Source organism: Alishewanella sp. SMS8, assembly GCF_030737935.1.
GTDB lineage: Bacteria > Pseudomonadota > Gammaproteobacteria > Enterobacterales > Alteromonadaceae > Alishewanella > Alishewanella maricola.
Genome location: NZ_JAPJEA010000002.1, coordinates 115,463 through 129,412, shown reverse-complemented (window position 1 = coordinate 129,412; position 13,950 = coordinate 115,463). Strand labels below are relative to the sequence as shown.

Below are 13,950 nucleotides of genomic sequence, written 5' to 3'. Positions count from 1 at the left end.
CGTCTTTCATTTCAGGCGGCTACACTTCTTTCTTCTATCTGACGCTGTTTTTTGGTCTAATAGTCAATATTCAGATGAACAGCAGAGTAAGTGATGAGTACGATCGGTATTTTTGGCGCTAATGGCCGTATGGGGCGGGCGCTGGTCAGTGTCGCAAAAGAACAACAATTGTCTTTAACGGCAGCAACGGTACGCAGTGGCTCAGCGGTCTTAGGCCTGGACGCTGGCGAATTAAGCGGTTGTGGTGCTGTGGGGGTGCCAATAGAAGCGACTTCTGCAAACGCTGTAGCAAAAGCTGATGTATGGATCGACTTTACTATGCCTGAACCCATGTTAGCGCACTTACAACTCGCTGTGGCTGCAGGTAAAGCCATGGTCATTGGCGTGACCGGCTTAACGGATCAGCAGTATGCGCAAATCCAACAAGCCAGTCAGCATATCGCCATTGTTTGGGCCCCTAATATGAGTGTCGGCGTGAATTTAATGCTGCATTTAGCGCAAACTGCCGCCAAGGTGATGGGGAATACGGCCGATATTGAAATTATTGAAGCGCATCATCGCTTTAAAAAAGACTCACCTTCGGGTACGGCAATGGCTATTGGGGCGAGCATTGCGCGAAGCTTAGATCGCGATCTTGCCGAGGTTGCGGTGTATGGTCGCGAAGGCATGATTGGTGAGCGCTCACAGCAAACTATTGGTTTTGCTACGGTAAGAGGCGGTGACATTATTGGCGATCATACTGCACTATTCGCTGATATAGGTGAAAGACTGGAAATAAGCCACAAAGCTTCCAGCCGAAACACCTTTGCGCAAGGCGCACTGCGAGCTGCTTTGTGGTTGCAAAATAAACAGCCAGGACTTTATACCATGCAACAAGTGCTCGGATTGCCGCAGTTAGATTAAACTTTTGCGGCATTTAGCTGAAAATAATGTTAAAGGCGGTGTTTTTGTAAAATAACAAAAAAATCATGGCTAATTTCGCGCTGATAGCCTAAAATATCGAGGTTTGCCTGTAAGCAAAGAAATTATCTAGCTCGCGACTGATTCTTTGAGATCATTAGGCGAAGGCAAATACGGGTATCAGAATTTTAGGTCAAAACGGGTTGTAAAACGTTTGTGGTTTTCACCCGTTTTTTGCTGTTTGGAGGTTATTTTGACTAAGTCCGCCCTGCTCGTACTGGAAGACGGCACCGTATTTCACGGTACAGCCATTGGCGCCGAAGGAGTTTCTGTTGGTGAGGTAGTGTTTAATACCTCGATGACCGGGTATCAGGAAATATTAACTGATCCCTCTTATGCAGAACAAATTGTAACACTAACTTATCCTCATATAGGAAACACCGGAACGAATGAGGAAGATGAGGAATCCGGACAGGTATGGGCCAAAGGCCTTATTATCCGTGACCTCCCGCTGTTAGCCAGTAATTTCCGTAATCAACTCTCGCTTAGTCAATACCTCAAAAATCACAACATTCTCGGCATCGCCGACATCGATACTCGCAAACTGACTCGCATCCTTCGTGAAAAAGGCGCTCAAAATGGCTGCATCATGGCAGGTGATAATCTGGATGCCGCGGTTGCCTTGCAACAAGCAAAGGCTTTCCCAGGTTTAGCGGGGATGGACTTAGCCAAAGAAGTGACCGTTAAAGCCCCTTATCAGTGGACTGAAGGCAGTTGGACGTTAGGTGAGGGCCACAAAACCATTACTGAACATCCGTTTCATGTGGTTGCTTACGATTTCGGTGTTAAACGCAACATTTTACGTATGTTAGCGGATCGTGGTTGTAAACTCACCGTTGTACCGGCACAAACACCGGCTGCTGAGGTGTTAGCGCTGAACCCAGATGGTATTTTTCTATCGAATGGGCCAGGCGATCCAGCACCTTGCACTTACGCCATTGAGGCGATTAAAACCTTTTTAGAAACAGACATTCCGGTGTTTGGTATCTGTTTAGGTCATCAACTGTTGGCGTTAGCCAGTGGTGCGAAAACGGTCAAAATGGGCCATGGTCACCACGGTGCTAACCACCCAGTGCAAAACTTAGACACTCAGCGCGTGTTAATCACTGCGCAAAACCATGGTTTTGCGGTTGAAGAAGCCACCTTACCGGCTAATTTACGCGCTACCCATAAATCGCTGTTCGACGGCACCCTGCAAGGGATCCACCGTACTGATAAAGCGGCATTTAGTTTTCAAGGTCATCCCGAGGCCAGCCCAGGCCCGCATGAAGCCTCTGAACTGTTTGACCATTTTATCAAGCTGATGCAACAACATCAGGCTTAAGCCGACACGAATTACGGAGACTGAGACGCAATGCCAAAACGTACCGATATAAAAAGTATTCTGATTTTAGGCGCTGGCCCGATCGTCATTGGCCAAGCCTGTGAATTTGACTATTCAGGCGCACAAGCCTGTAAAGCCTTAAAAGAAGAAGGTTATCGAGTTATTTTAGTTAACTCTAACCCCGCGACGATCATGACTGATCCAGAAATGGCTGATGCGACCTACATCGAGCCTATTCATTGGCAAGTGGTAGAAAAAATCATTGAAAAAGAACGCCCTTGTGCGGTACTGCCTACGATGGGCGGTCAAACTGCATTGAACTGTGCGTTAGAGTTAGAACGCCAAGGTGTTCTGGCCAAATATAACGTGGAAATGATTGGTGCTACCGCTGACGCCATCGATAAAGCGGAAGATAGAAATCGCTTTGATAAAGCGATGCGCTCAATTGGTTTAGCCTGCCCACGTGCGGGTTTTGCTCATTCCATGGAAGAAGCGTATCAGGTACTCGATGATATCGGTTTCCCATGTATTATTCGCCCATCGTTCACAATGGGTGGCTCGGGCGGTGGTATTGCTTATAACCGCGAAGAGTTTGAAGAGATTTGTACCCGTGGTTTAGATCTGTCTCCGACCAAAGAGCTGTTAATCGACGAATCGTTGATTGGTTGGAAAGAATACGAAATGGAAGTGGTACGCGACAAAAACGATAACTGCATTATTGTTTGTGCCATCGAAAACTTTGATCCTATGGGTGTGCATACCGGTGATTCGATCACGGTGGCGCCAGCGCAAACACTGACCGACAAAGAATACCAAATTATGCGTAATGCTTCGTTAGCGGTATTGCGTGAAATTGGCGTAGAAACGGGTGGTTCAAACGTACAATTTGGTATCAATCCAGCAGATGGCCGTATGGTCATTATTGAAATGAACCCGCGGGTATCGCGCTCGTCGGCATTAGCTTCAAAAGCAACCGGTTTCCCTATTGCTAAAGTTGCCGCCAAGTTGGCTATCGGTTACACCTTAGATGAATTGGCTAACGATATTACGGGCGGGATTACGCCAGCTTCATTCGAGCCAAGTATCGACTATGTTGTAACTAAAATTCCACGTTTTAACTTTGAAAAATTCGCTGGTGCTAACGATCGCTTAACGACCCAAATGAAATCGGTTGGTGAAGTCATGGCGATTGGTCGCAACCAACAAGAGTCGTTACAAAAAGCGCTACGTGGTTTAGAGATTGGTGTATCGGGCTTAGATCCGATCATTGATATCAGTGCACCAGAAGCGAAAGAAAAAATCATTCGCGAATTACGTGAGCCTGGTGCACATCGTATTTGGTATATTGCCGATGCGTTCCGTTTTGGTATGACCTTAGATGACATTTACAATCTAACCAAAATTGACCACTGGTTCTTAGTGCAAATTGAAGACTTAGTGAAAGAAGAACTGGCTCTAGGTACTGATGGCTATGCCGCCTTAGACGAAGCCCGTTTATCTCGCTTAAAACGCAAAGGTTTTGCTGACGCTCGTATTGCTGAAGTTTTAGGTGTGAGTGAAACCGAAGTGCGCAAAAAACGTTATAGCTACGGTTTACACCCAGTGTACAAGCGGGTAGATACCTGTGCCGCGGAATTTGCCTCTAACACCGCTTATATGTACAGCACCTATGATGAAGAGTGTGAAGCGGCACCTACCGATCGTGAGAAAATCATGATTATCGGTGGTGGGCCAAACCGTATCGGCCAAGGTATCGAATTTGATTACTGTTGTGTGCATGCGGCTTTAGCGTTACGCGAAGACGGTTACGAAACCATTATGGTCAACTGTAACCCAGAAACCGTTTCAACCGATTATGACACCTCAGATCGTTTGTATTTTGAATCTATCACCTTGGAAGACGTGCTGGAAATCGTACGCAAAGAACAGCCAAAAGGGGTGATTGTGCAATACGGTGGCCAAACGCCATTGAAATTAGCCCGTGCCTTAGAAGCCAACGGTGTGCCAATTATTGGTACTTCGCCAGACGCGATAGACCGTGCTGAAGACCGTGAGCGCTTCCAACAAGCCGTCACTCGTTTAGGCTTAAAACAGCCTAAAAACGTCACGGTAACGAGTTTTGATGAAGCGATCGCTAAAGCACCAGAAATCGGTTATCCGATGGTGGTTCGCCCGTCTTATGTTTTAGGTGGCCGCGCCATGGAAATCGTTTATGACGAGCAGGATTTACGCCGTTATATGAATGAAGCGGTAAGCGTATCAAATGACTCGCCAGTCTTATTAGATAACTTCTTAGATGATGCAATTGAAGTCGACATTGATGCCATTTGTGATGGTAGCGAAGTGATTATCGGCGGCATTATGGAACACATCGAGCAAGCCGGTGTGCATTCGGGCGATTCTGCCTGTACCTTACCACCACACAGCTTATCGCAAGCCATTCAAGATGTGATGCGCGAGCAAGTGAAAAAGCTGGCGTTAGAGTTAGGCGTAGTCGGCTTAATGAATACCCAGTTTGCGGTTAAAGATAACGAAGTTTACTTAATTGAAGTGAACCCACGAGCTGCACGTACCGTACCTTTCGTTTCTAAAGCAACGGGTGTCGCCATTGCTAAAGTGGGTGCACGCTGTATGGCGGGTAAGTCGTTAGCCGAGCAGGGTATCACCAAAGAAATTATTCCACCGTTTTTCTCAGTGAAAGAAGTGGTGATCCCGTTTAACAAATTCCCAGGTGTCGATCCTATTCTTGGCCCTGAGATGCGTTCAACAGGTGAAGTGATGGGCATTGGCGATACGTTCGCCGAAGCCTTTGCTAAAGCTGAGTTAGGCTGTGGCACGCTGATTCCAACGGGTGGCCGTGCCTTGCTTTCTGTACGTGACAGCGATAAAGTGCGCATCGTTGAACTGGCTAAACTAATGGTTGAATCGGGTTTCGAGTTAGATGCCAGTGGTGGTACAGCTAAAGCATTAGCGGATGCGGGTATTCCATGTCGAGTTGTTAACAAGGTATTTGAAGGTCGGCCGCATATGCTTGACCGTATCAAAAACGGCGAGTATAGCTATATTGTTAACACCACTGAAGGTCGTCAGGCGATTGAAGACTCTAAAGTACTGCGTCGCGGTGCCTTACAGCACAAAGCGAACTACACTACGACCTTGAATGCGGCCTTTGCTACTGTCAAAGCGAATGCTGCCAGTGCCTTTGCTAACGTAAATTCTATTCAGGAATTGCATAAGAGAGTGAACGGATGAGCTTAATTCCAATGACAGTGCAAGGCGCAGAAGCGCTGCGCATTGAACTGAATGAGTTAAAAAGTGTAAAACGGCCTGCGGTAATTCAAGCTATCGCTGAAGCACGTGCGCACGGCGATTTAAAAGAAAACGCCGAATATCACGCGGCTCGCGAACAGCAAGGTTTTATTGAAGGGCGTATTCAGGATATTGAAGGCAAATTATCCAATGTGCAGATCATCGATGTCACTAAGTTGCCTAACACGGGTAAAGTGATTTTCGGTTCAACGGTAACCATTCTTAATCTGGAAACAGAAGAAGAGATGACTTACCGTATTGTGGGTGATGATGAAGCGGATATAAAAAATAATCTGATTTCAGTTAACTCACCGATTGCACGTGGTTTAATTGGCAAAGTAGCCGATGACGTAGCGAATATCACTACGCCTAAAGGCGTGGTTGAATTTGAAATTGTTGACGTGAAATACCTGTAATAACGCGACAACTCACTTGAGACAACCCTGTTTTCTCAAACGTAAAAACGCCAGCATCTTCGCTGGCGTTTTTGTTTCTAACGGCTAACTGACTGCCATGTTTAACCGAAAAACCAGCGGCCATTTTTGATCAGGCCAGCAATCAAGCCGGCAAAACCAGCAGTTGTTCCACCGAGCATCCCAAACCAGCACCAGAACAGATTGTTGCGATACTGCCGTTTTGCTTGTTTACTCTGCGCTGCTTTTGCCAACAAGCGTGGTTTAATCGTTTGCCATACTCGAACTTGTAAATATGCCACGCCGGTCATAAAAAGGCCAAAGGCCAGCAGCGGTGCTATGGCACCGGCGGTAAATTCGTATGCTGCAGCCAGTAATAAGCCTGAGAGGCCAACCCAAACCAAAGCCTGATTGCGATAACGTAATAAGCGATTACGCTCGTTATCGCTGGCGGCGTTTTTCAGTGGCGCGCGCATGCCCAGCACCACACCAAGCATGCCACCGATCGCGCCAAGTAGTGCTCCACTAAATAGCCAGCCAAATTTTGCCAAGCCGCTGCTGTGTGCTGTCATGGCACTTGCGGTCGCGGCAGCTGCAGGTGGGCTACCGATCAGTAAAGCACTGATGATGGCGCTAGTTAAGCCGATGTTTGGCGCCGTGCTTAAAATCAGCTTACCGTAACGGTTTAGTAGCTGTGTTTTTAACAACTCACGTACCCGTTGCAGCTTTTTACGTACGCTATTTTCGGTTATGCCTAGTAAGGCCGCGACCTGCTGGCTATTTTGCTCTTCCCGATAAAACAGCAGTACAATTTCACGACTTTCACTCGGTAGTTCGGCTAAAAACTCGCGGATAATATCGGCTTGCTCGTCGCGAAGTAACTCTTCATCGGGAAAGGTGTCACTAGCAAAAGCGGCGAGCAAGGTTTCGGCTTTTTCACCACGTTCTATACGATGATCTTGCCGTTCGCGCAAATAGCTATAAGCACGGTAGCGCGTAATTTGACGAAGCCAAGGCAAAAAACTGGTGGTGTTTTGTAAGCTACGCAGCTGCTGCCAAGCTGCAATAAACACTTGCTGGCAAATATCCTCACTGGCATCCAAGTCTTGCACAATGGCTAGGGCAATGCTGCTGACACTGTTTTGGCAGCGCTGAATTAATCGACCAAAAGCCTGCATATCACCTGCGATTGCGGCCATCACATCAGGCTGTAATTGTTGTTCTAGAGTGTTTTGTGGGCTCAATTGTGCATGGTGCATGCTATTACTCCTTTAATGCCACACGCAGCTGAGCGATAAACCAATCGGGTTCATCCAGCATGATAAAATGGCGACTGTCAGTATTCATCAGTAGTTTTGCATTAGCAATAGACTCAATTTGTTGTTGGTACAGTGCAGCTGCCAGCACTTGCTGATCCGGTGCTAGCGCTCCACTGGCGCCAAGTAAGTAGACTTGGCTTGTTATTGCTGTCACTTGCGGTCGTAAATCGGTGGTTAATAGTTCATACATAGCTTGGCCGACTGTCTGGCTATCCGAGGCCGCGGCCATGTCCAGCACTAATTTTTGATGTTCTGCAGACCTCGCCTGAATAGCGATGCCTTGTGTTGCAACGGCTTTTAATTGTGCGCTAGAAAGTTGTTGATAGTAGGCTTTTAATTGCAGTGCTTGTGCTTGCATGTCGGCCACTTGCGTTGCTGAGTTGCGGCTAAAAATCGGCGCGATATAAGGCAAACCATCTACCGCGATAACTGTGCCAATCTGCTTCGGAGCAGAACTTGCCAGTGAAAAAGCGAGAAAAGCGCCTAGGCTATGGCCAATCACTGCTGGCTGTTGCAGTTGCTGCTCGGTCACATAACCCAACAGCTCTTGCTGCACTTTGGGTAAAAACTTACCATCCAAAGTGCTAGGCGTACCAGCAAAACCGGCTAAGCTAATCAGATGTAATTGAAAATCGGCTTGCAAGGCGCTAACTGTGCTTTGCCAAACACGGCGGTCCGACATTAAACCGGGAATGATTAAAACCGGTTTACCTTGTCCTACCACCTCAACGGTAAAACTTACCCTCGGTTGCGGTTGCTCAATCGCTTTGATTTGCGGTGCTATCGCACCACCTACAATGGTTAGGACAATGGCAAAGTAGGTCCAAAAGCTTGGTTTGTTTTGCTGAGTTTTTTTGGCAATGCTGTCGGTAGCGTTTTGGTTTGTGTGCTGTGGTGCGTTCATGATAAATCCTTAGTTAGTGGTGATGACCTAACTAAGTCGCATCAACCTCAGCAGCTGTGACAAATTAATTTAATTATTTTTTAATAAACGCGATAACGTGTCTTACCGCGTTCCAGATGGGGTTGTGGTATTTAGCTGGAAATAAAAATCAGGGGTAAATTTGTTCCTGGGATCCCGCTATCTGCCATGATGGTTGATAGCCACAGTAACACAGCTAATAAACATAGATAACTGACAATGGTTATTAATATGCCTGTATTACTCATAGGTAAAACGTTTTTTGCTTGTTCATCTGCTTCAAACCATAAATCCAGCGTACCGAGTAGGCCAAACAGCATTAAAAGATAAAAACCAAAGTACCATGCGGCGAATGACAAACTGCCAGTAAAAAATAATAACGCTAGTTTGGCTGCTTTTCCGTTACGGCTATAGACAGCCGCCTGGATGACGCGCCCCCCATCTAATGGCACTATGGGCAATAAGTTAAATAGGTTAAGTAATAAACTGATGGTAGCAAATAATGCTAAGGCGGTATGTTGCGTTTCAAGCCAAAGCACGTAGGCGATAACGGCACCTAAGGTACCAAAAGCCGGGCCGGCAATGGCAATCTTAAAGTCTTGCCAACGGCTGGTTGTGCGTTCACTTAACGCAACTCCACCAACAAAAGGCAGTAAATAGACCCCTTTAACCTTAAGGCCGGAGCGCTTCATGGCGTAAACATGGCCATATTCGTGAATAATGAGTGCGGCAATCAAGCCTAAAGCAACTTCGAGATTAAATAACCAAGCCCAGCCTGCTAGGGATGTGCCTGCTAAAGCAGCCTTTATCGCTCCCGCACTTTTTGACAGCTTAACTAACACTAAACCGATAACGAAAAAGGGTTTAAACCCTTTTTTTAGCAAAGAAGGGGTGGTTGATTGTTGCACTTCAATCTGCTCGTTAAGCGCTGACGTTTGCTCAGCTTGTGCGGATACTTTTTCAGCGGATGAAAGTTTGCTTTCTAACTTGTGCAGCCATGCAGGTGGCCTAGCGACCGTTTCACCTTCGCACAATAATGTTTCAGGTGTTTTTAGCCAGTAATGCACCTGGTTATTTCGTATGACTAGCTTGAAGTGCAAGCGCACTGGGCCATGTTTAGGGCACAAAAAACGGTGATCGTAGCTATGACTTAATAACGCTCGCCCTTCAGAGACAAGAACACCATTGCGCCAGACTTGCTCTTTACCAAAGTTATTTCCTTTGATCAGATAATGGTCTTGGTCATGGCAGAATTCAAATAGCGTTTGCATATTTAATGTTAAAAAATGGTAATTAATATGCGCAGTTTAGCAGCGAGGGGTAGAAAAGTCAGGCTGGCTTGGTTAAAAATATCGCTCAGTGAGCAAGGCGTGGAGCGGGTGGCGGGAATCGAACCCGTGTCTAAACCTTGGGAAGGTCTCATTCTACCATTGAACTACACCCGCGCTCTGTTGTTAAATTATAACTGCTAAGACCTGAAGTCAACTGCTATAAAGTGTGTTTTACCTCGTCGGCTGCTGCATCGATGGCCGTTGCAACCCACCAAAAAAGACGTACTTTAGCTGCGAAAAGACGCTTAAATTAAGTGCTTAGCCTGCTCCATCTAAGTGACTCACCTGTCTACCCGCCTTAATTCGGTGTTGTTAAAATCACGAGCACACCACTCCAATCTAGGCTACGGCTTTTATTACCGATAGGCGCGATTTCAACGCCGGTGTAAATACCCAGTAAAGGGATCTTTGCTGCGGTTAACTGTTGCTGCAGTTCGCGCGCTTCTTGAGGGGTGGCTATGCGCCCAGCGCAATCAAAATACAGGGCTACAATAGGAGTGTGTTGGTCTTGTTTGATTTGCTTGAGCAAGGCACGAGTTTGTTTAGCGGTTTGCGCAACAATATGCTGTGGATCGCGCTGCATAATCTGAATTTGCATGCCTTCACGAAAATCTGGTTCAAATAATATTATCCCTTCATCATTTGGCAGTATGCCATTGATGAGGCGTGTAACATAAGAAGAACTGTCATCTGGCTTGCAAGAAGTTGCGCCATTAAAGCCTAAGGCTAGTTCGGTCACCGGTGTTTGCTTACGCCAATGTGAGCTACCGGTTACCCGATCGATAACTTGGGTAACGGGCTCATCGTTTAATTGATAAAGAAATTGTTCAAAAATCTTGGTAATGGTAAAACGCTCAGCACTGAGCGGTGAACACCCATGCATATTGCTGATATAGGGTTTAACATGGCCGCTTATCAGTAAAGCTGTCGCGAGCTGGCTTTGCACTTGTGCATCGTAAAACAATTTAGTGGGGCTAAATTCTTGATCGGCGAGTAAGCCGGCGCCTGCAATAGGGACCTTTATGGGTAAAGTGTTATAGAGGCCTTTAAGTATTGGACGTGAAGCATTTAATATGGCTGGGTTTTGCAAATTACCGGCGTAACGCACTGAATCAAAAAATAACAGGAGGAGAGCAGGTGATACCACTTGTTGCAGTTTCGCCCCTAACTGTTGCCCAGCTAAAAACGGGTTCTGGGCGATCAGCTCTGAGCAAGCACGGCTAAATGTAATATTGTCGTTATCCGATACTATTGCTAATGCAGCAGCGGGAGCTCCTTCAATCATAATCTGATCGTGGCTGATAATACCTGCAGCTGAACCTCCCAAGATGATGGTATCTGTGCCGCAGACTAATCGGGCGCCATCTAATAAGCGTTGATAATCAGTTTTTGCTGTGCAGAACAGCAGTAGAAGCTGTGCAGAAGAACGGCCAGTTTGAGCAATAGCTTGACGAGCAAGTTGTTGACCTGCGGCAAAAGCCGCATTGGTCTGAGAGAACGCAATCCCTGCGAACATAGTCTAATCCTTTTGTTACAAAACTTTCATTATTACGTAAGTGATGAAAAGCTAGCTCACTGTTCAGTATAGAATATTTCTGTAAATAGATTGTATCATTAGTAATGATATATTGGTAATTCGGCGAAACTCCCTTATGCTAAGTAAAAATGTGTTGATGGTCTGAGCTATGTTTGAATTGTTGGCGGTAATATTGGTGCTTTCCGTAATTGTTGGCACCTTTTGTGGCTTTATCGCTTTAGTTCGGCTTAGCGGCTTAGAAGCTCAAATGAGAGTGCTGCAACAGCGTATACAGCAATTGCAAGCAGAGTCAAAACACCTACATACCCGCTCAGAGGGGGCTGCTGTTAATGCTAATGCCTCTAAGGTCGACGCTTCACTGCCATCTTCTGCTGCCCCAGCAAACCCCCTAACAGATAACGTCATAGCAGCACAAATGGTAGAGCCTAACACGGCAACAACAACTGTTTCTCCGGCAGCGTTCGTTGCTATCAGTAAGCAACATGCAGAGCCGACAGAGCCGGTTAAACCCAAAGCAGAGGCAAGCCAATGGCTAAGTTGGTTAGAGCGGCAGTTTATTGATCGCGGCATGGTTTGGTTGGGTGGGGTGGCTTTAGCATTTGGCGGTATTTTTTTAGTTCGGCATTCGTTAGATGCGGGTTGGTTTTCTCCAGAGTTACGCGTGTTCAGTGGTATTAGTTTAGGCCTGTTACTCTTAGTGGTAAGTGAGTGGCTGCATCAGAAAAAACAGTTAAGTCAGGTTTTAGAAAACTACATTCCTGCGGCATTAGCTAGCGCAGGCTTTGTGACCTTGTATGCTGTGCTATTGATGGCTCAGCATTTTTATCAGTTGATCAGCCCAACACTGGCGTTTGCTTTACTGGCTCTAGTCGCGCTTTGCGCGTCTTGGTTTTCTTTACGACAAGGGCCTATCTTAGCAGTGATCGGCATTGTTGGGGGATACGCAGTACCAATTTTAGTGTCACCGGGTGGCAATAATTGGTTAGCACTGTTGTTATACATTGCCTTAATTACAACGTCGTCGTTATTGGTTGAACGCAGGGTACAACGTTTTTGGTTATGGTTAATAACGGTTGTGGCACATTGTGGCTGGTTATTGTTGGCAATTACACAAGCTGGCGCAAACAACATCACCGTGCTGTGGGCTGCCTTATTACTTAGCTTTATTGGTATGGTTGCCTTACCTCGCTTAGGCTGGCCGTTACGCTGGCAAAAAGCGGTGTTACCGATGCGGCAATGGTGGCCGCTATTGCGCGAACACTATCTTGGCGTCGTGTTACTAGCCTTTGCAGTGTTGCTGCAACTGCAGTTTAGTAGTTACAGCCATCTGTGGTCTTGTGTGTTGTTAGTCAGTGTTTTATATGCGGCAGCCTTGAGTGAAAATCGCTCTGAGCTGTGGTTATGGGCGGCGGCGCTGCTGGCATTGGTTTGGCTATTACTGGGGCCTGCACTTAATGCTGACAACTTTAGCTGGACGGACGGCATACTCTTTAATTGGCAGTCATGGGTGTTGCTGCTGACAATACCTGCGGCCTTTGTTAGCGTGCTACTGCCAGCAAGACAACATTGGGCGGCTTTTTTAGCGGTCGCACCGATACTATTTCTGGCCGTATCTTATCAATTAGTGCCGAATACACTGCAACCGTTAATTCAATTAGGTTGGATGCTATACGGCGCATTGTTAGTGATCCTTCAAAGTATTCTAGCGAAACAGTCAGCAAGCAAAGCGTTGGCTTTTATTCATGCGGCTGGCGCTAACCTCGCGTTAAGTTGGTGTTTTAGCTTATACCTGTCGGCAGCTGCTTTCACGGTAGCTATGGCGTTACAGTTAGTTTTCATTACACAATTAAGCGTTAAACAACGTTTTCCTATCCCGTCTTGGCTGATCAAGGGGATGGTCGCCTTTGTCTTATTACGTCTTACTTCAGCCCCATTGTTGGGCAGTTATGAAGGCATCAGTATTCTGGGCTTGCACTGGTCATTGATCGTCTATCCGCTGGTGTTAGCGAGTTTTGGCCTTGCAACCTGGTTATGGCGGCATAGCAGCTTGCGTGGTTGGCTCGAAGGGGCTTGCTTGCAGTTAACGGCGTTATTCGTCACGGTGCAAACGCAATTAGGGTTGCATCCGGGGGCGCTTGATTTTTCTGTTATAGATTTTTACAGTTTAGCGTTACACAGCGCTAATTGGTCTATTTTAGCTTGGGTCTATCAGTGGCGCAGTTATCGGGCCGCGAGCATGCAAACTTTATATCGTTTTGCCGCAGGCTGTTTAGTGGTGCTGGTGTTATTTACGCAACTGACCTTAAACGTAAATTATAACCCCTTGCTAAGTGCACAAGACGTAGGGCAGTGGCCGCTACTGAATTGGCTATTCATATTGTGGGCCGTGCCTGCCTTGTGTGCAGCGGGTTTAGCTAACATGCCGCTGCCGCAGCGTTATCGACCTACTGGCTATTATGTGGCTGCGGCCGGTTTGCTGTTGTACCTACTGAGTTCGGTACGGCAGTTTTGGCAAGGGTCACAAATTACCTTAGGTTTAGCCACCAGTAACGCAGAGCATTATAGTTATTCTTTAGTGTTGTTGTTAACGGCGGCGGGGCTAATTGTGCTGTCGCAATGGCGTGTTTGGGGCATGCTGCGTAAAGTGGGGTTCTTATTGCTCAGTGCAGTGGTCATTAAAGTATTTGTGTTTGATTTAAATGAGCTGCAAGGTTTATTCCGTGCGGCATCATTTATGGGGTTAGGGTTAAGTTTAGTGTTGTTAAGTGCTATGTTTCAGCGCTTGCAGCAAAAAATGCTTGATCGGCAAGCCCATGCCACAGAATAAGAAAAAGA

The 13,950-nt window shown here is 46.6% G+C and carries 9 protein-coding genes and 1 tRNA gene; 5 read left to right on the top strand and 5 right to left on the bottom strand.

Annotated elements, in window-relative coordinates; all coding sequences use genetic code 11:
* The first annotated feature begins 93 nt into the window (after positions 1–93).
* From dapB to greA, 4 genes are all read left to right on the top strand, one after another.
* Complete coding sequence (dapB, locus tag ORJ01_RS08160; RefSeq protein WP_226751196.1) at positions 94–903, top strand: 4-hydroxy-tetrahydrodipicolinate reductase; 810 nt, start codon at positions 94–96, stop codon at positions 901–903.
* A 250-nt stretch (positions 904–1,153) separates the two neighbouring features.
* Entirely contained in the window at positions 1,154–2,284 is a 1,131-nt protein-coding gene (gene carA / locus ORJ01_RS08155) for a glutamine-hydrolyzing carbamoyl-phosphate synthase small subunit (protein WP_306177617.1), read from the top strand.
* A 30-nt stretch (positions 2,285–2,314) separates the two neighbouring features.
* Positions 2,315–5,536, top strand: coding sequence for a carbamoyl-phosphate synthase large subunit (gene carB, locus ORJ01_RS08150; protein WP_226751198.1), 3,222 nt, complete (start codon positions 2,315–2,317; stop codon positions 5,534–5,536).
* Positions 5,533–6,009 carry a transcription elongation factor GreA gene (greA, locus tag ORJ01_RS08145; RefSeq protein ID WP_226751199.1) on the top strand — a complete coding sequence of 159 codons (477 nt, stop codon included), beginning with the start codon at positions 5,533–5,535 and terminating at the stop codon, positions 6,007–6,009. Before carB ends, greA begins: the two co-directional genes overlap by 4 nt.
* Positions 6,010–6,110: 101 nt before the next feature.
* On the opposite strand, the gene ORJ01_RS08140 is transcribed toward greA, so the two are convergent.
* The 5 genes from ORJ01_RS08140 to ORJ01_RS08120 all read right to left on the bottom strand — a co-directional run bounded on the left by ORJ01_RS08140 (position 6,111) and on the right by ORJ01_RS08120 (position 11,094).
* Complete coding sequence (locus tag ORJ01_RS08140) at positions 6,111–7,265, bottom strand: RNA polymerase sigma factor (RefSeq protein WP_306177616.1); 1,155 nt, start codon at positions 7,263–7,265, stop codon at positions 6,111–6,113.
* 4 nt (positions 7,266–7,269) lie between these two features.
* Entirely contained in the window at positions 7,270–8,229 is a 960-nt protein-coding gene (locus ORJ01_RS08135) for an alpha/beta fold hydrolase (protein WP_306177615.1), read from the bottom strand.
* Between the two features lie 131 nt (positions 8,230–8,360).
* Positions 8,361–9,518, bottom strand: a complete 1,158-nt coding sequence (locus ORJ01_RS08130) for a metalloprotease (RefSeq protein WP_306177614.1) — start codon at positions 9,516–9,518, stop codon at positions 8,361–8,363.
* A 100-nt stretch (positions 9,519–9,618) separates the two neighbouring features.
* Positions 9,619–9,692 (bottom strand) — tRNA-Gly (locus ORJ01_RS08125).
* Positions 9,693–9,876: 184 nt separating this feature from the next.
* Entirely contained in the window at positions 9,877–11,094 is a 1,218-nt protein-coding gene (locus ORJ01_RS08120; protein WP_226751203.1) for an FIST signal transduction protein, read from the bottom strand.
* Positions 11,095–11,263: 169 nt separating this feature from the next.
* On the opposite strand from ORJ01_RS08120, the gene ORJ01_RS08115 reads away from it, so the two are divergent.
* Positions 11,264–13,942: a DUF2339 domain-containing protein gene (locus ORJ01_RS08115; RefSeq protein WP_306177613.1), complete on the top strand. Its 2,679-nt coding sequence runs from the start codon at positions 11,264–11,266 to the stop codon at positions 13,940–13,942.
* Positions 13,943–13,950 lie beyond the last annotated feature (8 nt).